At 23.8% G+C, this 20,207-nt stretch carries 18 protein-coding genes and 1 other annotated feature (1 of these 19 cut by a window edge); of the genes, 12 read left to right on the top strand and 6 right to left on the bottom strand.

What is annotated here, in order from left to right:
• Positions 1 to 15: 15 nt before the first annotated feature.
• The gene (gene ytaF, locus CLOACE_RS02805; protein WP_070109530.1) at positions 16 to 630 is read right to left on the bottom strand and encodes a sporulation membrane protein YtaF; all 615 of its coding nucleotides are present in this window, start codon (positions 628 to 630) and stop codon (positions 16 to 18) included.
• A 277-nt stretch (positions 631 to 907) separates the two neighbouring features.
• Here ytaF and CLOACE_RS02800 point away from each other — a divergent pair, with 277 nt between their 5' ends.
• The 4 genes from CLOACE_RS02800 (at position 908) to CLOACE_RS02785 (ending at position 3,971) form a co-directional block, all read left to right on the top strand.
• On the top strand, positions 908 to 1,408 hold the full coding sequence (locus CLOACE_RS02800; protein ID WP_070109529.1) for a hypothetical protein: 501 nt from the start codon (positions 908 to 910) through the stop codon (positions 1,406 to 1,408).
• A 123-nt stretch (positions 1,409 to 1,531) separates the two neighbouring features.
• Complete coding sequence (locus CLOACE_RS02795) at positions 1,532 to 2,776, top strand: metallophosphoesterase (RefSeq protein ID WP_070109528.1); 1,245 nt, start codon at positions 1,532 to 1,534, stop codon at positions 2,774 to 2,776.
• A 30-nt stretch (positions 2,777 to 2,806) separates the two neighbouring features.
• Entirely contained in the window at positions 2,807 to 3,232 is a 426-nt protein-coding gene (locus CLOACE_RS02790) for a rhodanese-like domain-containing protein (RefSeq protein WP_070109527.1), read from the top strand.
• Positions 3,233 to 3,437: 205 nt separating this feature from the next.
• Positions 3,438 to 3,971 (top strand): 50S ribosomal protein L25, encoded by a 534-nt coding sequence (locus CLOACE_RS02785; protein ID WP_070109526.1) that lies wholly within the window; start codon positions 3,438 to 3,440, stop codon positions 3,969 to 3,971.
• A 45-nt stretch (positions 3,972 to 4,016) separates the two neighbouring features.
• Here the strand turns inward: CLOACE_RS02785 and CLOACE_RS02780 are convergent, their stop codons facing one another.
• The 3 genes from CLOACE_RS02780 to CLOACE_RS02770 form a co-directional block, all read right to left on the bottom strand.
• The gene (locus CLOACE_RS02780) at positions 4,017 to 5,252 is read right to left on the bottom strand and encodes a competence/damage-inducible protein A (protein ID WP_070109525.1); all 1,236 of its coding nucleotides are present in this window, start codon (positions 5,250 to 5,252) and stop codon (positions 4,017 to 4,019) included.
• Between the two features lie 157 nt (positions 5,253 to 5,409).
• Positions 5,410 to 5,781 (bottom strand): hypothetical protein, encoded by a 372-nt coding sequence (locus CLOACE_RS02775; protein WP_070109524.1) that lies wholly within the window; start codon positions 5,779 to 5,781, stop codon positions 5,410 to 5,412.
• A gap of 109 nt (positions 5,782 to 5,890) precedes the next feature.
• The gene (locus CLOACE_RS02770; protein WP_070109523.1) at positions 5,891 to 9,940 is read right to left on the bottom strand and encodes an AAA domain-containing protein; all 4,050 of its coding nucleotides are present in this window, start codon (positions 9,938 to 9,940) and stop codon (positions 5,891 to 5,893) included.
• A gap of 334 nt (positions 9,941 to 10,274) precedes the next feature.
• Between CLOACE_RS02770 and CLOACE_RS02765 the strand changes: the two genes are divergently transcribed.
• From CLOACE_RS02765 to CLOACE_RS02755, 3 genes are read left to right on the top strand one after another with little or no spacing between them, the layout of a single operon-like run.
• The gene (locus CLOACE_RS02765; RefSeq protein ID WP_070109522.1) at positions 10,275 to 10,646 is read left to right on the top strand and encodes a GntR family transcriptional regulator; all 372 of its coding nucleotides are present in this window, start codon (positions 10,275 to 10,277) and stop codon (positions 10,644 to 10,646) included.
• Between the two features lies 1 nt (position 10,647).
• On the top strand, positions 10,648 to 11,346 hold the full coding sequence (locus CLOACE_RS02760) for an ABC transporter ATP-binding protein (RefSeq protein WP_070109521.1): 699 nt from the start codon (positions 10,648 to 10,650) through the stop codon (positions 11,344 to 11,346).
• On the top strand, positions 11,346 to 12,107 hold the full coding sequence (locus CLOACE_RS02755) for a hypothetical protein (RefSeq protein WP_070109520.1): 762 nt from the start codon (positions 11,346 to 11,348) through the stop codon (positions 12,105 to 12,107). The genes CLOACE_RS02760 and CLOACE_RS02755 overlap by 1 nt, the downstream gene beginning before the upstream one ends.
• Before the next feature lie 29 nt (positions 12,108 to 12,136).
• On the opposite strand, the gene CLOACE_RS11850 is transcribed toward CLOACE_RS02755, so the two are convergent.
• Positions 12,137 to 13,528, bottom strand: coding sequence for a non-canonical purine NTP pyrophosphatase (locus tag CLOACE_RS11850; protein ID WP_207644898.1), 1,392 nt, complete (start codon positions 13,526 to 13,528; stop codon positions 12,137 to 12,139).
• A gap of 191 nt (positions 13,529 to 13,719) precedes the next feature.
• On the opposite strand from CLOACE_RS11850, the gene CLOACE_RS02745 reads away from it, so the two are divergent.
• The 4 genes from CLOACE_RS02745 to CLOACE_RS02730 all read left to right on the top strand — a co-directional run bounded on the left by CLOACE_RS02745 (position 13,720) and on the right by CLOACE_RS02730 (position 18,206).
• On the top strand, positions 13,720 to 15,852 hold the full coding sequence (locus tag CLOACE_RS02745) for a cell wall-binding repeat-containing protein (protein WP_070109519.1): 2,133 nt from the start codon (positions 13,720 to 13,722) through the stop codon (positions 15,850 to 15,852).
• A 24-nt stretch (positions 15,853 to 15,876) separates the two neighbouring features.
• Entirely contained in the window at positions 15,877 to 16,746 is an 870-nt protein-coding gene (locus CLOACE_RS02740) for a radical SAM protein (RefSeq protein ID WP_070109518.1), read from the top strand.
• Positions 16,747 to 16,902: 156 nt separating this feature from the next.
• Positions 16,903 to 17,754 (top strand): DegV family protein, encoded by an 852-nt coding sequence (locus CLOACE_RS02735; RefSeq protein WP_070109517.1) that lies wholly within the window; start codon positions 16,903 to 16,905, stop codon positions 17,752 to 17,754.
• Positions 17,755 to 17,759: 5 nt separating this feature from the next.
• Entirely contained in the window at positions 17,760 to 18,206 is a 447-nt protein-coding gene (locus tag CLOACE_RS02730; RefSeq protein ID WP_070109516.1) for a PadR family transcriptional regulator, read from the top strand.
• A 118-nt stretch (positions 18,207 to 18,324) separates the two neighbouring features.
• Here CLOACE_RS02730 and CLOACE_RS02725 read toward each other — a convergent pair whose 3' ends face one another.
• Positions 18,325 to 18,921: a superoxide dismutase gene (locus CLOACE_RS02725; protein WP_070109515.1), complete on the bottom strand. Its 597-nt coding sequence runs from the start codon at positions 18,919 to 18,921 to the stop codon at positions 18,325 to 18,327.
• A 242-nt stretch (positions 18,922 to 19,163) separates the two neighbouring features.
• Here CLOACE_RS02725 and CLOACE_RS02720 point away from each other — a divergent pair, with 242 nt between their 5' ends.
• On the top strand, positions 19,164 to 20,003 hold the full coding sequence (locus CLOACE_RS02720; RefSeq protein WP_070109514.1) for a PHP domain-containing protein: 840 nt from the start codon (positions 19,164 to 19,166) through the stop codon (positions 20,001 to 20,003).
• Positions 20,004 to 20,036: 33 nt separating this feature from the next.
• Positions 20,037 to 20,207, top strand: a binding site (T-box leader) (it continues 70 nt past the right edge of the window).

Below are 20,207 nucleotides of genomic sequence, written 5' to 3'. Positions count from 1 at the left end.
AGGATATAATATATCTTATATAATTAGTTCTATTATTCCTACTAAAATTATTATAAAACCAGATATTAAATTTGCATATTTATTTAAAAAGTTTGAAGTACATTTTCTCCCTATATATAATCCTAATTTAATAGTTAATATACCTATAATAAATGTCAATATAATTGTAATTTTTATATTTAATCCAGCTAAACTAGCACTTATTCCTAAAGCACTGTTATTTAAAGTTAATGCTATAGATAAAAAAGTACATTCTTTAAAATCTATGCTCCCTGATTTATCTATATCTGCTTTTTCAGGATTATTTAGTACTTCTTTATAACATAAATGATTTGTTTTATCTTTATTTTTATGAATTTTCATAGTGCTTAACAAAAAATCCACAATATACCAAAGACCTAAAATTATTAACATACCACTACCTAGATTATTAGCTAAGTTTGAATTTATATATAAACAAATAATTTTTCCAAAGTACATAGAAATTGCTGTTCCAAGAGTAATTATAATAGTTATAGTCATTATATTAGTTGATGTTAAATTTAATTGTTTTATTCCATAAGTAATACCGACTATTATATTATCTATATTTGCTGAAAGCACAAATAAGAGTAAAGATATAAAATGCATATAATTCTCCTTTTAATAATTAGTTACTATATAAATATATGTGATTAATGAATCTATGTTACTGGTTTGCAATATATTTGGCAATGATATATAATAATAGATAGAAGAGATATAAAATGAACTTTTTTAATTTATTTATAAATTTTAAATAACTTTATATATGTTTTTTATTAAGATGCCTTTGGGTATCTATTATTTTTACTGAAAATAATAGTTAGGATTCTTTGAAATCCTAATTTTTTAATATAAGTAAAATTTTAAAGGGGTAGTATATATAATGAATAAAAAGGTATTAGAAGAAAAAAATGCGATGTACTCTGTTTTAAAAAAAAGAAGAGTAGGAGAAGAGGGAAGAGAAAAAGTTTTAAAAGTATATAATTTATTAAAATCTAGTATACCAAAAGAATTAAGGAAGAAATGTAATTTTGGTTATTTAATTGATAAAAGTCAGGGTTATATTAAAATGAAAATATATAATTATAAAACTTTTCTACTTCCTTATAATAAAAACCAAGTTCAAATAATTTATCCAGAAGATAAAGTAAATACTTTATATGGAGTATTAAAGGAAGATAGAATTAAAGAGGTAACTAGTTTTTGTAAGTTTAGAGATTTTCCTTGCTATATATTATATTTAACATTAGATGAAGTATTAAGATTTAAAGATGAAAATTGGGAATGTTTTAGTGAAGCTTGTTATTTACAATCAAAGGCGGAAAAAGTAAAAGATGTACAAGGTACTGTAGAAATTAATTGGGAAGAAAAGTTATCATTATAAGAAAACTCCACAGCTGTGTGGGGTTTTTTATAATGTAAATATATATTTTTTTTAATTAAGCTTTAAAATGCGTATATATTTATGTTAAAATAAAGAATAATTAATTAATATAGAAGGGATATAATGATAAGTATAACTAAAAATAAAAAAACTACTATAAAATTAATTATAATATTAATTACAATAATAATTTTATTTTTTTCTAGTGAAGTAAATGTTTTAAAAGAATATACTAAAAATTTAGTAAATAGGTATATAGTTAATATAATAAATAAAGTAGAAAAGTATTCTTTACCTAGATATTCATTAAAAAACTTAGAAGAAATTTCTTCTCAAGTATTGAGTAGGAAAAAGAATAATTTTATTATTTTTGAATTTATAACCGATAGTCATTATGATGAAACTTCAGGTTTTAGAGATAAAGCAATAAAGCACTTTAGAGAAGTTAAAGAAATGTCTAGACTTATAGGTTCTGATTTTGTTATACATGGTGGAGATATAATAGATGGATATGACAAAAAAAATAAATCAATTATGTATTTAGATAAAGTATTAGGAGAGTTATGCAAAAATAATCAATGCCCTACATTTTATGCAGTTGGAAATCACGATGATAATAGTTATTATAATGTGAGAAACACACCTCAATCACACCATAATGTTATTTCTAAAAGAGAATTTTATAATATTACTATAGGAAAGTATATTAAGGGTATAATAGTAGATGAAAAAAATCCTGAGGGAATGTACTATTATAAAGATTTTCCTAATAAAAAATTGAGAATTATAGTACTTAATACAAATGATATACCAGAAATATACCATGAAAATGGCAAACCTAAATATAATGGCATATTACAATATGGTATTTCTAATGAACAATTAAATTGGGTAGCTAATAAGGCTTTAGATTTTTCAAATAAAGAAGATAAAAAAGAATGGAAAACTATATTTTTTAGCCATGTAAGTATTAACAAAAAAATTAATTATGATAAATCTATTCCAAATGGTGATATAATGATGAAAGTTATTGAAAGTTTTAAATATGGAAAAAAATATAAATCTAATAAAACAAAAGGAGATTTTGGTCAATATGTAAATGTAGATTTTTCTTCACAAGGTTCTATGGATGTAATAGCTGTTATAAATGGACATGTTCATATGGATAATTCAGATAAAGTAAATGGAATAATGTATATATCTACTTTGAATTCAGTTCCTATACAAATTAGCCCTTATTTGGCTCCTAAAAGGTATATAAAAACTTTTGTGGAAAATGCTTTTGATATATTTAGTATAGATACAAATAATAGAAAAATATATATTGATAGATATGGGGCTGGAAGTGATAGAGTATTTGATTATTAATGTATTTTACTTTTTTAGGAGGAGATTTAAATGAATAAAAAAATAATAATACTATCTGGAATATTTTTAATAATGTTAGTTGGTTTTTATTATGGATATAAATTAAATGAAAAAGCTATATTGAAAACTAATAAAAAAGAAACTTTATATAAAACAATATCTCCTGAAAAAGCTAAAGAAAAAATTTCTAGTAATAAAAATATTATAATTTTAGATGTAAGAACAAAAAAAGAATATAGAAAAGAACATATACCTAATAGTGTATTAATACCATTAAACATATTAGATAGAGAAGTAGAAAATAAAATACCTAATAAAGATAGTACTATATTTGTTTATTGTAGGACAGGAAATAGAAGTAAATCAGCAAGCAATATATTAATAAAAAAAGGATACATGAATGTTTATGATTTAGGTGGAATTGAAAAATGGCCTTATAAAACTGTTATTAAATAATGCATCTAGGTTATTGACTAAAAAATGATTGAGATAATTTTTTAGTCAATAACCTAGATATATATAATTAATTTTATTAATAGTTTGTTTATTTTTAAATGTTATACTAAATTGAGGTATTAATTAGATATGTAGGTTAAATGTATAATTAATTACATAAATATGATATAATAGTAAATATAAGCAGAGTTAGGGGGAATTTTAAATGGAAAAATTAGTTCTTGTAGGTACTAAAAGAGTTGAAAATGCTAAAAAATCAAGAAAAAATGGTTTTATTCCAGGAGTAGTTTACGGTAAAAATTCACAAACTATACCAGTAAAATTTAAAGAAGTAGAGTTTATTAATTTCTTAAAAGTAAAAGGAGAAAAGTCGAAGATATTAATATCAATAGACAATGAAGAAAATTTAGGAATAATAAAAGAAGTATCTAGAGACTTAGTTACTAACAAAATAGCACATGTAGATATACAATTAGTTAAAAGAAACGAACTTGTTAATTGGACAATCCCTATAGTATATACAGGAAGAAGTAGTTTAAAAACAAAAGGATTGTACTTACAAATGTATTTAAGTGAAGTTGAAGTAGCAGGGGAAGCAGCAAAAATACCAGATATTATAAAGCTAGATGTAAGTGCTAAAGACTTTGGAGATAATATAAAGGTAAAAGATTTAGGATTAAATTCTGAAATAAGAACCATGAAAGAAACAGAAGAAATTATAGCTACAGTAACAGTTTAGCATAAAAAAGATGCGATAATAAAAATAGTCGCATCTTTTTTATATTCATATATACATTATTTCTTTTCTTAACCAATTTAATGCCATAATAGTGGCTCTTCTTCGTATTTTATTTCTATCTCCAGTTAAATTAAGTTTTTTAGTTTTTAAAGTACCGTTTATGTATAATCCTAAAAATACTAAGCCTACAGGATTTTCTTTAGTATGACCATCAGGACCAGCAATTCCAGTAGTAGATATTCCTATATCAGAATTAGATGTTTTTGCAATTCCTTTAGCCATTTCACAAGCGGTTTCAGCACTAACAGCTCCGAATTTGTCCAAAGTTTCTTTTTTAACTTCTAATCTTTTAATTTTTGAAGTATTACTGTAAGTTACAATTCCTTCTAAAAGGCATTTGGATACTCCTGGGAATTCTATAAGTTTTGAAGTTAAAAGTCCACCTGTACAAGATTCTGCAGTTGCTATAGTTAAATTTTTCTCAATTAATAGTTTGCATACTTCTGTTTGTAGGTTTGTTTCACCTTCACCATAAATATTATTTCCAAATCTTTTTATTAACTCTTTTTTCATAGGTTCAATTAATTTTTCAGCTTCTTTTTCTGATTTAGCTTTAGCTGTAATTCTAAATATTACTTCTCCTTCTTTAGCATAAGGTGCTATGGTAGGATTAGTTTGATTGCTTAATATATCATCTATTAATTCTGCAGCACTACTTTCACCTATGCCAGATAGTCTAAGTACTTTAGAAATTAAAATTCCATCTTGAAATTTTTTTAAAAAAGGAATTACTGATTCTTCAAACATAGGAATCATTTCTTTTGGAGGACCTGGAAGCATTATTAAAATTTTATTTTTTTCTTCAATTATACATCCAGGAGCTGTTCCGTTAAAATTAGGTATTATAAGGGAATCTTTAGGGAAAAAAGCTTGTTTCTTATTGCTTTCCGCCATTTTTTTATTGGTTTTTTTAAAATATGTTTCTATGTTTTTTAGTGCTTTTTCATTTAAAATTGATTTTTTATTAAAATAATCAAAAGCAATTTCCTTAGTAATATCATCTTTGGTAGGACCTAATCCGCCAGTAGTTATAACTAAATTACATCTTTCAAAGGCTGTTTCATAGGATTTTTTAAGTCTATTAGGATTATCACCAACTACAGACTGATTATATACATATATGCCTATATCAGCCAGCCTTTTAGATATATACTGTGCATTAGTATTTACAATATCACCCAATAGTATTTCCGTTCCAACAGCTAAAATTTCAGCTTTCATTTTGTATTCCTTCTTTCATTTTTATTATGGTGGTTTATAAATAATATTTTAACATAATCATATAAATAATTTTAATTTTTGGAATAGTAATTTAGAAAATATTTAAAATATAAAGTTTATGTATATAATAGGTGTAATGTAATAAGGTAATGAGACATTAGTCTTCATTACCTTTTTCTTCTAAGTTATTAATTTCTTCTGATAAATTAGTAAATTCATAATTGTTATTATTTGAAGAACCTATATTTTTTAAAATTTCAAATTCATCAGTATTTTTACCTCTATTATTTTTAGGAACCATATTTAAAAAAGTTGAAAAAAGACTTTCTTTAAAATATTGACCGCTTAAAGAAGGAAATGCAGGAAAAAGAGAAAATTCCTCATTTTCTAAAGCTTTTTTAGTTTCTTCTACATTGTATTTAAAATAGTAATTTTTCTTAAATTTTTCAAGAATACCTATTTTAAAACTTAAACCACTTTCAGGATGTTTCCAAATTACCCCTAAGGTTTGTTTTGTTTCTTTTTTCATAAAATCACTCCTGTGTAAAAATTATTACTATATAATAATATTATACAGCTATAACAATAATATTTAAATATGTTAATAATATAAAGCGTATTATTAACATATTTATTTTTTAGTTTAATACTTTGTATAATTTATCAAGAGTTTTTTCTTGATTTCTATAAAATTCACTACCTCTTATAGTAAAGAATGTCCAGCCTATTTTTTCTAGATTCATTTGTCTTTCGTAAAGTGTTTTCCAGTTATTATTTATATTAAATTTATCACCATCGCATTGAAGAGCTGTTTTTTTATTTTTATCTATAATTAGAAAGTCCACAATATATTTTCCAATTTTAAAATCAGGAATAATTTTATAATCAGTTTTATTAATAATACTATATATATCCTTTTGGAAAGGAGTTAAAAGAGAATATTTTGATTGTTTATTTTCTAAATTATTTTTTATAGGATTCATGCAATATTTTAAAAGCTTTGCCCTTACACATTTAGGGTTTAAATCTTCTAAATCTACAGAATGATATAGCCATAATTGATTTCTAGCTCTGCTAGCTGCTACATTAAACCTTCTAATGTCAGTGTTTTTAGTTAAAGAGGTAAATTTAGCATTTTTAGCTATAACTAAAGATAAAAACATAACATCTCTTTCATCTCCTTGAAATGAATAGGCATCACCGCATATTAATTTTCTATTTACCATTTCTTCTATTCCTAATTTTTCAGTTAACATATTTTCTATAACTTCTGATTGATGACTTCCAAGTAAAGATATAACCCCCATAGTCATATTTTTATATTTTTTATCTTTACAGCATTTTATTATTTGATTTACTATAGCTTCAGCTTCTTTTATATTTATTGGTTTAGAAGTTTCTCTATAGCCATCTTCTATTTTAATAGTTACAACAGAAGGGTTAAATATTTCCTTGTTTTCTGCACATCTTAAAGGTAAAATCTCATTTGAATAACAAAGATTGTTGCTAAATTCAATTATTTCAGGTACACATCTAAAATGTTCTTTAAGTAGAAGTCTATTAGGGAATACCCTAAGAGCAGTATTATATAAACTAGTATTTAAGTCAAACCATTCTGCATGAGGAATATTTTTTAAATATTTGTTTATAAGAGACTCTACTTTTGCATTATCTTTTCCAACAACTTCAGGACTTATTTGCTTTTCATCACCTACTATAACTGCTTTTTCTGCTCTTAGCAAAGCTGATATGGCAGAAATGTCACTTTGACTACTTTCATCAAATATAACTACATCAAATAAATTTTTTGATAGTTTTATATTTTCAATAACTCTGTTTAAAGGCATAATCCAAACAGGTATTACATCTTTACAATTTTCCATTTCATTTTGTGCAATTTTTCTATACTTTGTTACATTTTTACCAGTACCTTTACCTATTCGTTTTATAGATTCCATCCAAGAAAATAAACTTCTTTTTTGAGGTTCTGTAGTTCTTAACATTTGGTTGTACCAAGTTTTCTTTCCTACTAATTTTTCAATAATGCTTTTTTCTTTAATTTTTTCTTCTCTTAAATTTTCTTCTATATTATTTATATCTAATTCATGAATTTGTTTTATTATACTATTCCATTGATTCCATTTCCAGGCTTCACTAAAGTTTGTTAGTTTATCTAAATTAGCATTTTCATTGTTTAATATATAGTCTACTAAAAGAGGACATTGTAATTTTAATTTGCTTGTTAAAATATTTATTTCATCTATTTTAGGTTTTATAAGTTCTAATTTATTAAATTTATGATATATACTATTTACATTATTGATATCATATTCTTCTAAAGCTTTATCTAAATCTTTTAACTCTTCACAGTCAGATAATAGTTTTCTTATATTTTCAAAATATGCTTTTAAATCATAAAATTCTTTTATATTTTTTATGCTTAATAAACCTGTTTTTAAATATATATAAGTTTCTTTTTTATACCAGTTAACTTCATAAGGCAAGTAAATTCCATCTATTAATTTTATAACTTTATTTTTTACTACATTATCCCAGTTAATTATATATTCTATTTGTTTTACCAGGTTTTCTAAGTTTGTAATAGAATTAACATCAGAAGAATTTAATATTTTACCACCATATTCTTTTACAGTATTATTCCATAAATTTCTCAATCTTCTTTCTAATATTTGCTTTTCTATATATTTATTTATAATTTCTGCTTGTTCTAAAGTTGATATTTTATTATAATCTACTTTGCAATTTTCTAATATGTAGTTACAATTACTATGAAATAATTTAAATAAAGCACCTATTTTACCTTTTGTTTTAAGGGTTTTATAAATTGGGTTAAAGTCATTATAAAATACATCTATATTCATAGATTTTGGAACTTCTATTTTATGAGTACTTAAATATTGTTTTAATTGGCTTATTTTATGCAAATAACTATTGCAATTAGATATTAATTGTTGCCAAATAGGTTTAGAAACTTCTCCAAAATGATAATATTTCATTACATTATTAAGCCAAGAGTTTTCTATATTGTTCATAGTTTCTATGGTTTCCTTTAATGTATATAAAATTTCATTAATATTAATAACGTTATTTGTAATATTCCATCCTTTTATATTTTCTTTATAATCTATATATTTGTTTTTATGATTAATAATATTTATTAATTTTTCATATATTTCTTCATAAGGAGGTAGTTTAGATATAATATTATCAATTTTATTTATTAATCTAAAACAATCTTTATCTACACTATTTAATAAACTTATTAAATGATTAAATTCATCATCTGTAATAGGACATTTTGATTTAGTATCTATTTTATCTATAATCCATGAATATTTTTTTTCGTTTTCATTAACCCATTTAGATATATTAATTAGTTTGTGGGATTTTCCCATATATATAATATCGTTGTTTTCTAAGCACTCTATTTTTTCTAGTTTATTATATAGTTCTTCTTGTTTTTTAAGGCAATGAGATAATTGATTTTCCAAAGGCAAAATTTCATTGTAAATATCTTTAGGATCTAAAGATAAATTTTCAGTTATTTTTCTCACAGATTCATCCAATTCCTTTAAAGCTTTTGAGTCATTACCTAAAATACTTATACATAAAGAACTTATATTTTCAGGAATTTTATTTGATAAAACTCTAAGGGCTCTGTCTGTTTGACTTGTTACCAATACTCTTTTTCCATGAGCTAATAGATGACATATTAAATTTACTATAGTGTGACTCTTTCCAGTTCCAGGAGGACCTTGTACTACAATTCCAAAGTTTTTTGCTAATCTCTTGGCTATTTCTTTTTGCTCTTCATTAGCTGGAAGAGGAAATAATAAATTTTCTCCTATTTTTTTCCAATTATTAGCGGTTTCTTTATCTTGTGGTATTTGTTCATTTTTAACTAAAGCTTGTATAGTTTTTGGAATAGGATAACCATTTTTTAATTCTTGAAGAACATTTTTAATTTCCATATTCCAAAGTCTAGTATCTATATTCCTTACTATTATGCAAGAAGCATTATAAAATAATGGTTCATTTTTAGGTTTTATATTATTTATAGATATAAGATCTTTTTTTATTATATTTTCATTAGCTAAAGTTTTATCTGTTAAACATTCATATATTTCTTTTAATATAAATTCGTATTCTTTTATATTTCTAGGGTCTACATCTAAACTATTAAAATCATCCCTTAAATTTAGTATTTTATTCATGTCTTCAATAGGTAAATCTTCTAAAATTTCTAGTTCCATATTTATATAATTGTTGTAAGGTTTAATAATAAACGTAGAAGTTTTACTGTTAAAACTTAAATCCATTTTTGTAGTAAATAGTGGATGAATTATATTAGAATTATTAATTTTCCAAGCTAAAACAGCATGTCCCCATACTATTTCTACATTTTCACTATTTTTTTCTAAATATAAAAATAATTTAGATAAGCTATCATATAGATTTTTACATTTTTCATTTACTTCTAGCCAGCAATCTTCGCAATTGTCTTTATAAATATAACATCCTTCTCCTTTAGGAAGTTCACACTCATAATATACTTTTTCGTATTGACTTATATTTTTTATAGTTTTTTTATTTAAGTTTTTTATGCTGAGTAAATAAGTGAATATCTGTTCAACTTTTTTTAGTGTGTCTAAATCTTTAGTATACAAATTTTTTACCTCCAAACTACAAATAGTTTAACTACTTTAATTATAAGTTAAATGATAGAGTTTTTAAAGAGATTAGACAAAATAATGTAAAAAAATCCTAAAAAAGTTTAGTAAAGTAAATAAAATCAATGTAGTTCTTGTTAATAATATGGTAATTTAGCTTGTTGAATAAAAAGTGATTTATATAAATCACTTTTTATTCAACAACTTAGTAAATAATAAAATATTAAATTAGTGCTCTATAAAAATTATATTATAATAGATTGACATTACTACAATATTAGTGTACTATATAAATATAACACTAATACCAATAGAGTTAGGAGGTTGAAAAATGAAAATAAAATTTAGTGAAAAATACCCTATTTATATACAAATAATAAATATTATAAAAAAAGATATAGTATTAGGTAAATTAAAAGAAGGAGATAAGCTTTCTTCCGTTAGAGAATTTTCCGGGAAATTAAAAGTAAATCCTAATACAGTACAGAGGGCATATCAAGAATTAGAAAGAGAAGGTATAACTTATACACAAAGGGGAATGGGGACTTTTGTAAAGGAGGATAATGAAATGGTATCACAATTAAAGTTTGAAATGTCTAAAGAAGTTATAACTACTTTTATTAATGAAATGAAAGATTTAGGATTTAAAAAAGAAGAAATTAAAGATATATTATTAAAAGTATTAGAAAAGGAGGAAGTGTAAAATGGAAAAATTACTTTTAAAAGCTTCAAATATTAATAAAAATTATTTTAAAAAAAAGGCGTTGGATAATTTTAGTCTTGAATTAGAAAAAGGAAAAATTTTAGGAGTTTTAGGACCTAATGGCAGTGGAAAAACTACTTTTTTAAAAATTTTAGCAGGTATTTTAAAAGCAAATTCAGGAGAGGTATTAATTAGTAGTGAAAAAGTTGGATTTAAAACTAAATCTTATGTAGCTTATCTCCCAGATAGAAATTTTTTATATAAATGGATGAAAGTAAAAGATGCTATAGATTTTTATAATGATTTTTTTAAAGATTTTAATAAAGAAAAATGCAAAGAAATTTTAAAAGATATGGATTTAGATGAAGAAATGAAAGTAAAAAATTTATCAAAGGGAATGACAGAAAAACTTCTTCTAACTTTAACATTGTCGAGAGAAGCAAAGATTTATTTATTAGATGAACCTTTAGGTGGAGTGGATCCTGTTACAAGAGAAAAAATATTAAGTACTATTATAGAAAATTTTAATGAAGAAAGCTCAATGATAATTACCACTCATTTAGTAAGTGATATAGAAAGATTATTTGATGAAGTAGTTTTTATATCTCAAGGTAAATTAATATTAAAAGGAAATACAGAAGATTTAAGAAATGAAAAGAGTATGTCTATAGATGAATTGTATAGGGAGGTTTTTAAATAATGTTAAATATAATTAAGTATGATTTAAAAGGAAATTTTAAAGAATTATTAATAATAATAGGTTCAATAATTTTTTTGAATATAATACTTATTACTAGAATAAATGCATTGCCTAAAGAGGGTATAATAGGTTTTTCTATAATGATTACTTCAATAGCTTCTATAATAATTTTTTTATTTAATATAAATTTACTTAGCAAAGATATTTATTCAGATAATTCATATTTATTATTTACATTACCTGAAAGGGGATATTCTATTTTAACAGCAAAGCTAATTACTGCTATTATTCAGTTTTTTATTGTATTTGGTATAGCTTCAATTTTCAACTTTATTTATATAATAAAATTAGGTGATACTTTAATGTTATTAACATTAAGAGAAATTTTTAATTTTAGAAATATATTTTTTTCAGTAATAATTTGTATGTTATTTAATATTGAATTTTTAACTCATGTATTTTTTTCAATAACTGCAAGTAAAATGGCATTAAAGAAAAATAAATTAGGTAAGTTAGGTGCCTTTGGAATATTTGTAGCAATAAGTTTAATTACAGGAAAAATATCTATGCAATTAGAAGAAAAAATTCCTAAAGAAATTTCTCTAACTATATTTTCTAAACAAAATTATTTTACAAATGTGAATTTTCCAGATTTAAAACTAAATTTAGCAAGTCTTATATTTGAAATATTTATATTTATATTTATAATACTTTATATAGGAACTTGCTACATTTTAGAAAATAAAATGGATTTAAACTAAGTTTAAATCCATTTTTTAAATTAACAAAGTTAGTTTTTTAATTTGATAATTTTTTCTTTTAATAATTTTAAAAAATCTTTTAACCCTTCTCCAGGATTATCGCTAGTGGATACTATGGGAATAATACCTCTGGCTTCTAAAATTTCTTCTTGAACAGGATTAGGTTTAGTTAAAAACATATAAGACTTTGGTTTAGCATAAGGAGAAGATGAATTAGTCCATATTTTATTTAATTTATAAAGAAGATATCTTATATTAATATCATTAAATCCATAGCCAATAAATAAAATAGACTTTCCAAGCATATCTGCTCTAAGTTTTATATCTAAAGGGCTTTCAAAGTTTAGTCTTTGAAAATAGCTAGATTCGGTAAGTACTACTGAATTTTCATCATTTAAATCACCATGAAATTTAATTATTTGAGTTATGGTATTATCTAAATTTATTAAATCCTCTACTGTTTTTATTAGAATGTATTTTTTATTATAATAATCAAAAGCTGTTTCTAGGCATCTATCATAATTAGTTGTATATATTAAAGGAAAATCTAATTCAACAATTAACTTATGTATATCAGACTTAGCTATTTCTTCTTTTATATTTTCTTCATCTTTTAATAATAAATTTCTAACTTCTGATATACCATGTTTTTTATTTTTGTAGTATTCTGCTAATGTTAAATTTCCACCTAATGTTTTAAATATTTCTTCATCATATCCTAAATCTTTACCCATGCTTTCTAATAAAGGTTCCCAAGATGGCAAATGTAGATTATTTGAAACACCGGCACCAACAAATAAAACTACATTTTTATTAATAATAGATTCACATAGGTTATTTATAAAAGAGTAGTCTCTTTTTTTAAAAATTTTATTATTGTTTTTTAAAAAATTCACAAATTTATTTAAAGCTTTTCGTTTAGATGAAACTTTGTTTTTTTCTTCTCCCATTTCTGCAACAGTTTTATTATAGCCATAAGGTATAAAAATTTGATCCCATTCAAATTTTGAGAATCCATAAGGTTTACTAGAAATTTTTCCAAAAACTTTGGATTCAAAAGTATATATTTTATAGCCATCACAATATCCTATTATTGTTTTTACAACAGCTTTATTATTAGAATTATTTCCAAAAAGTTCCGTAAATACTTTTGGACCTAGTTTTAGCCAAAATATTTCACTTAATCCTCCAGGAAGACCACTTATATATTCTAAATAAAAACCAGTATGCTCAACAAATAAAGGCCTACCCACTTCTTTAAATGCTTTTATTGTTTTATCTTTTATAAGCTTTAAATTGTCATCTGTTTGTAATTCCTCAATTTTTATATTTACAGGTAATACATTTAAATTTTTTTCATTTAGAATAGTTTTTATTTCTTCTAATTTAAATTCATTAGAAGTTACAAATCTAATATTCATATTTTCCTCCAATTATATAAAATAATATATTGCAAAGTTTTTAATTAAATTTATTTTACCATAGTCATATATTTTAAAAGTTAAATAATATAAATACTTTATTTATGTTATTTATATTATATAACTTTTATATATATAAATAATAGGATATAATAGTAATAAGTTTATATATTATAAAAGGAGGAAAATTTATGAATATAAAAAAATTGGTTTGTATGATTTCTATAGGTTTATGTTTAGGATTTGGAAATCAACAAAAAGTAAGTGCAGAAGTTTCTCCGCAAAGAATATGGGGAAATAATAGATATGATACAAGCATATCTATATGTAAAAATGGATGGAAAGATACTTCAGATTATGCCATAATAGTTAGTGGTAAAGATTTTGGTGATGCTATATGTGCTGCACCTTTAGCTAAAAAATACAATGCACCTATATTATTAGCTTCTAAAAATAAATTGGACAATCAGTCTTCTAAAGAATCATTAAGTAGTGAACTTAATAGATTAAAAGTTAAAAAGGTATTTATTATTGGCGGAAAAGGAGTAATATCTGATAAATTAGAAAGTGAAGTAAAGAAAAAAGGTATACAAATAGAGAGAATATCAGGAGTGGATAGATATGCTACATCTATAGAAGTAGCAAAAAAGGTAGGTATAAATAATGGAGCATTTTTAACTATAGGAACAGATTTTGCAGATGCGGTTTCTGCAGCACCTATAGCTGCTGCTAAACAAATGCCAATAATATTACTTCCTAATGCTAAATCTACTAAAGAATTAGAAAGTTACATAAAAAACGCAAATGTATCAAAGGCATATATATTAGGGGATAATAATTTAATAAAAGATGATATTGTAAAATATTTTAAAGATGCTGAAAGAATAATAGGTAAAGATAAATATGAAAGAAATATAAATATAATAAATAAATTTGAAAAAGACATTAATTTCAGTACAACTTATTTATCATCAGTATCTGATTATGCAGATGCGTTGTCAGGAGCTGCATTAGCATCTCTAACTAAATCTCCAATAGTTTTAGTTAGTAATAATATTCCAAAAAATGTTCAAGAATTTTTAAATAATAAATTGGATAAAATGTATCAAATAAATATATTAGGCGGAGAAGGCGTTGTAAGTACGAACCAATTGAGTAAATATATACCTATATCTAATAATAAATATGTAAGTAATACATTAACAAAAGCTTATATAAATAATCAAAATATAAATTCTGTAAAAAATAAAAGTGAAATATCTTTTAATTTTAGTACATCAGGATTTTCAAAAGAAGATCAAGAAAATATAAATAAAGTTTTACCATATATTAATAATTCTAAAATTAATATAGTTGCAAAAACTAATACTAATAAAGAAAAAACTACATCTGATGGTGAAATAGATATAACAATAGATGTTGCTGGAATGAAAGTAGATACTACAGCTTGGGTATTTGCAGATTTTGAATCTAATGAACCTAAAATGCTAGAAATAGTAAAAATTCCTAAAATTTTATCTGATAATTTACCAGAAGAGTTTAAGGGAAAAGAATATATGGTTATAGACGTTTTAAATATGAATAGTAAATTAGCAGATAATGAAGAATTAGATAATGTAGATTACACTAAACTAGTTAAATTTAGCAAAGAATTTCAACCTAAATTTATAGAACTATTAAATAAATGGTCACAAAAGTGGAATCCTGGAATAGAATGTATAAATTATAAGGGATTATTTGCTTTAAATACTATGGAAGGTAAAAAATATGTTCAAACATATGAGTTTAAATTAGATGATAAAGGATTTAAAGATTTAATAAGTAACACAGTTAATAATTGTGCTAATGATGAAGAAAGCATGAATTTAATAAAAGAATTTATTATTAATACAATAGATTTTTCACAAGTACCAAATAAAGATGAAGAAAAAAAAGCTGTTGAGGAAGTATTTAATAATATAAAAGATAATCCTAAAGAAGCTTTAAAGGATTTTAATAATTTTATGAATATAATAAAGGATTTAAAAATACTAGGAAATAAGGGAATAGATATAACTTACTACATTCATAATGGATATATTATTGGAGAAAGCGGAGTTGTTGACTTACAATTAGATTTATCTAAGATAGAAAAAATGATGTCTAATGTAGAAAGTAATTTACCTGAAAAAAATAAAGAAGATATAAAAGGGCTAATAGATATTGTGATTAAATATAGTTCTGAAAATTACGATATAAATAAGCCTGTAAATGTTACTATGCCAGAATTAACTAAAGAAAATTCTTTTGATTATGTAGAATTGTTAAAAAATAGTATGGATTAATATATATAATAGGAGTGATACACTTTGAGATATGAAGGAGCAGTATATAGACCACCTAGTGAAGCTTATAGTTTGATAATTCAAGTTACAATAGGATGTGCCCATAATAAATGTACATTTTGTAGTATGTACAAAGATAAAGCATTTAGGATTAGAGATATTAATGAGGTATTTGAAGATTTAGAATTAGCAAGAAAGTATTATAAGTATGTAAATAAAATATTTTTAGCAGATGGAGATGCACTGGTATTAAAAACAGAGCATTTAAAAGCAGTTCTTTTAAAAATAAAAAAATTATTTCCTGAATGTGAAAGGGTAGGAGTGTATAGTGCCCCTAAAGACATATTAAGAAAAACCAAAGAGGAACTTATAGAACTTAAAAATTTAGGATTAAAAATAGCTTATCTTGGAGTAGAATCTGGAAGTGATAATATATTAAAAGATATTAAAAAAGGAGTTAATTCTAATGAATTAATTGAAGCAGGTAAAAAAATAAAAGAAAGCGGAATAAAACTTTCAGTAACATTAATATCAGGATTAGGCGGAAGAGAAAAATGGCAAGAACATGCTCTAGAATCAGCAAGAGTAATAAATGGGATAGATCCCGATTATTTAGGATTATTAACTCTTATGGTAGAACCGGGCACAGAAATGTATGATAAAGTTAATGAAGGCAAAATTCAATTATTAACGCCTCCAGAAGTTATGATGGAAACAGGAAAACTTGTAAAAAATTTAAATCTTACTAATTGTATTTTTAGAAGTAATCATGCTTCTAATTACAAACCTTTAGGAGGAACATTGCCTAAAGATAAAGATAATATATTAAAAGAAATAGTAGAAACTCTAGAAGGTAAGCATGGGTATAAAAGTGAAATATTTAGGGCTCTTTAGAAATAAGGCTGATTTTAAAATCAGCCTTATTATATTTATACATTAAAATTGCAATAAATGAAATAATAATATATATCAATACTGATATGTATCAATATTGATAATTGTCATACTCATGATATAATGTAATTATATTCATTTGGAGGAGGAATAAAATTGAATAAAATTGCATTAATAACAGATAGTACTGCAGATTTAAATGAAGAAATAATTAAAAAATATGATGTTAAAATACTTCCTTTTAGGATAATATACAAAGATAAGGAATATAAAGATTCTATAGAAATAACTCCTAAAGAAGTATATAAAAGCCTTGAAAGAGAAGTACCTACATCATCTTTACCTTCTATGAAAGATATGGATAATTTATTTTCAAGTTTAGAAAAAGATGGATATACTCACGCTATAGCAGTTACTTTATCTAGTGGATTATCTGGCATATATAATGCTTTAAAGTTAATAAGCGATAATCATCCTAAAATAATTAGTCATATTATTGATTCTAAGTCTATATCTTGTGGAGAAGGAGTTATTGTAGAGACTTGTGGGAAGCTCATAGAAAAAGGGAAAAATTTTGAGCAAATTATAAATGCTGTACCAAATTTTATGAAAAGAATGCATATATTTTTTGTAGTAGGTACTTTAGAATATTTAAAAAAAGGTGGAAGAATAGGCAAGATATATGGAACTATAGGAGAAATTTTAAATATTAAACCTATTGTATCAATAGATAAAGAAGATGGAAAGTACTACACATATAGTAAAGTAAGAGGAAGAAAACAATCTTTAAAAAAACTTATAGATATTGCAAAAGATATATTAAAGACCAAAAAATGTAAAGTATATTTAAGAGAAGGTAATGCATATGATGATACTAAAAAAGTTTATGATGAGTTAATTAAACTTCCCAATGTAACTTCAATAGATTTTAATGGAAATATAAGTCCGGTATCAGGAGTACATAGTGGACCAGGTTTAGTGGGAATGGGTCTTTTAGAGGAAGAATAGTGAAAATGAAAAAACATTATAATTTAAATAAAACTAAAGAACAAGAAACATTATATAAAGAATATAAAAAAAAAGTTAAAGAATTAAAAAAGATAGAAAAAGAAAAAAAATCTGTAGTTCAAGTGTTTACAAAAGGATTGTTGCCTTTATATGTTTTGTATATATTAAGTTTAGAATCTACTAATGGTAATGATATTTCCAGAAAAATAGGTGAAAGAACAAAGGGAAGATGGATACCTAGTACAGGAGGAATATATCCTCTTTTAAAAAAAATGGAAAAAAGTAAAATAATATTAGGTAATTGGGATAATTCTAATAATAAAATTCAAAAAATATATACTTTAACTGAGTTAGGAAAAAAAGAATTTAAAGATAAAAAAATTTTATTAAAACAGCAAATTGAAAATTCTTTAGAGGTTTTTAAAATAGTATATAGAGATTTATATAAATAATATTTACATATATTTTAGAAATTATTGAATAAAGTATAACAAAAATAAAATATGAAGTATTAGAATATACATACTTAAATTATAAAATAAACCGTATGCATATGCATACGGTTTAAAATTATTTTGTTGCTTTTTTAAATCTTTCAGAAACATTATCCCAGTTAACTATGTTCCACCAAGCACTTATAAATTCAGCTTTTCTATTTTGATATTTTAAGTAAAAAGCATGTTCCCAGACATCGATAACTAGTAGAGGAGTTACTCCATATTGAGTAAGATTTTGATGTTTTTCTATTTGTAATATTTCTAATTTTTCAAAATAAGGATTCCAGCAAAGTACTGTCCAACCAGAACCTTCAACAGCAGCTGCTGCAGCTGAAAATTGTTTTTTGAAAGTTTCAAAATCATTAAAATCTTTATTAATTCTATCAGCTAAATCCCCAGAAGGATTTCCACCGCCATTTGGTTTCATGTTTTCCCAAAACATTGTATGCAATATATGACCAGAACCATTAAAAGCAAGTTCTCTAGACCAATGTTTTATTAAAGAAAAGTCACCTTTTTTTCTTGCTTCTTCTAAAGCAACTTCTGCTTTGTTTAATCCATCAACATAACCTTTATGATGCATATCATGATGAATTTTTACAGTTTGTTCATCGTAATAAGGTTCTAATGCATTGTAATCGTAAGGAAGTTTTGGTAATGTATGAGCCATAATCTAACCACTCCTTTATCATAATTTAGTTTTTTTTATATTTTATTAATATGATACCATATAATACTTTATTTTTAAAGAGTAATTCTTATAAAATAATTAAAATTAATATGCTGTTTAAAGTTGACTTGATATACTGTTAAATTTATTATATATTCAAGGATAATATATAAATGAATTTATTATATATTTGAAGAGTATATTAATTATATAAATAATTTTTTTGAGAAAGGATTTAAAAAATGATTAAAGATATAAAAGTAGATTTACATATGCACACTATTGCTTCTGATGGTGCATGGACGCCAGATGTTTTAGTAGAAGAAGCTAAAAAAAATAATATAGGACTTATGTCTGTTACAGATCACGATTCAACAGATAATGCTTTAGTTGTAGAGGAACTATGCAAAAAAAATAATATAAAATTTATTAGGGGAGTAGAAATTTCTAGTTCTTTTAATAAAGATTGGTTTCACATATTAGGATATAATATCAATATAGAAAATAAGCAGTTAAAGGAACTTTTATATCATAATACTTATTTAATGGAAAAGAAAGATGATGATACAATAAAAATGTTAATAGATGATGGATATAATATAGACTTTAATGAGTATAAGAAATATGAATATAAATTAGAAAGAGGAGGATGGAAGGCTTTAAATTTTTTGATTGATATAGGAATATGTGTAGATGTTGCAGATTTTTTTGGAAGACTATTTTCAGAAACTCGAAAAGTTCCTTTTCCAAAGTTTCCAAGTTCTAAAGAAGTAATTGGTATAATAAAAAAAGCAGGAGGAGTGCCTATATTAGCACATCCTGAGTACTTGCCTATTGATTTTGATATAGAATATAGATTAAATGAATTTAAATATATAGGAATAGAAGGAGTGGAGTGCTATCATCCTAATCATAGTAAAGAAACTACTGATAGATGCTTAAAGTGGTGTAAAGAAAATTATATGCTTATAACTGCAGGTTCTGATTGTCATGGGAATTTTATACCTAATAGAAAATTAGGTAATCCTCAAGTTTTTTTAAGTGAATTAAATTTAGGAAGAATATTTAGTGTTGACAAATAATTACTTAAACATTATAATTTTAAAATGAGTATAATAAAAACTATGAAGAGAAGAGTAAATATAGATGACATTATAGAGAGTTGGAGATGGTGGAAATCCGATATTTAATCTATATTGAAGAACATCTCGGAGTTTCTAACCGAAATTTTTAAAAGTAGGCTTAGAGGGAATCCAAAACCTTATATTTGGAAAGTATTTAATAGT

The organism is Clostridium acetireducens DSM 10703 (assembly GCF_001758365.1).
GTDB lineage: Bacteria > Bacillota > Clostridia > Clostridiales > Clostridiaceae > Clostridium_C > Clostridium_C acetireducens.
The sequence above is the reverse complement of the archived record's forward strand: the minus strand, read 5'-3'. Positions and strand labels throughout refer to the sequence as shown.

Bases quoted from the DNA above. Each gene is read 5' to 3' on its own strand.
- CLOACE_RS02765 (WP_070109522.1), top strand. From the start codon at position 10,275: ATGAAAATAAAATTTAGTGAAAAATACCCTATTTATATACAAATAATA.
- CLOACE_RS02790 (WP_070109527.1), top strand. From the start codon at position 2,807: ATGAATAAAAAAATAATAATACTATCTGGAATATTTTTAATAATGTTA.
- CLOACE_RS02720 (WP_070109514.1), top strand. From the start codon at position 19,164: ATGATTAAAGATATAAAAGTAGATTTACATATGCACACTATTGCTTCT.
- CLOACE_RS02755 (WP_070109520.1), top strand. From the start codon at position 11,346: ATGTTAAATATAATTAAGTATGATTTAAAAGGAAATTTTAAAGAATTA.
- CLOACE_RS02785 (WP_070109526.1), top strand. From the start codon at position 3,438: ATGGAAAAATTAGTTCTTGTAGGTACTAAAAGAGTTGAAAATGCTAAA.
- CLOACE_RS11850 (WP_207644898.1), bottom strand. From the start codon at position 13,528: ATGAATATTAGATTTGTAACTTCTAATGAATTTAAATTAGAAGAAATA.
- CLOACE_RS02775 (WP_070109524.1), bottom strand. From the start codon at position 5,781: ATGAAAAAAGAAACAAAACAAACCTTAGGGGTAATTTGGAAACATCCT.
- CLOACE_RS02795 (WP_070109528.1), top strand. From the start codon at position 1,532: ATGATAAGTATAACTAAAAATAAAAAAACTACTATAAAATTAATTATA.
- CLOACE_RS02745 (WP_070109519.1), top strand. From the start codon at position 13,720: ATGAATATAAAAAAATTGGTTTGTATGATTTCTATAGGTTTATGTTTA.
- CLOACE_RS02760 (WP_070109521.1), top strand. From the start codon at position 10,648: ATGGAAAAATTACTTTTAAAAGCTTCAAATATTAATAAAAATTATTTT.
- CLOACE_RS02800 (WP_070109529.1), top strand. From the start codon at position 908: ATGAATAAAAAGGTATTAGAAGAAAAAAATGCGATGTACTCTGTTTTA.
- CLOACE_RS02780 (WP_070109525.1), bottom strand. From the start codon at position 5,252: ATGAAAGCTGAAATTTTAGCTGTTGGAACGGAAATACTATTGGGTGAT.
- CLOACE_RS02725 (WP_070109515.1), bottom strand. From the start codon at position 18,921: ATGGCTCATACATTACCAAAACTTCCTTACGATTACAATGCATTAGAA.
- ytaF (WP_070109530.1), bottom strand. From the start codon at position 630: ATGCATTTTATATCTTTACTCTTATTTGTGCTTTCAGCAAATATAGAT.
- CLOACE_RS02730 (WP_070109516.1), top strand. From the start codon at position 17,760: ATGAAAAAACATTATAATTTAAATAAAACTAAAGAACAAGAAACATTA.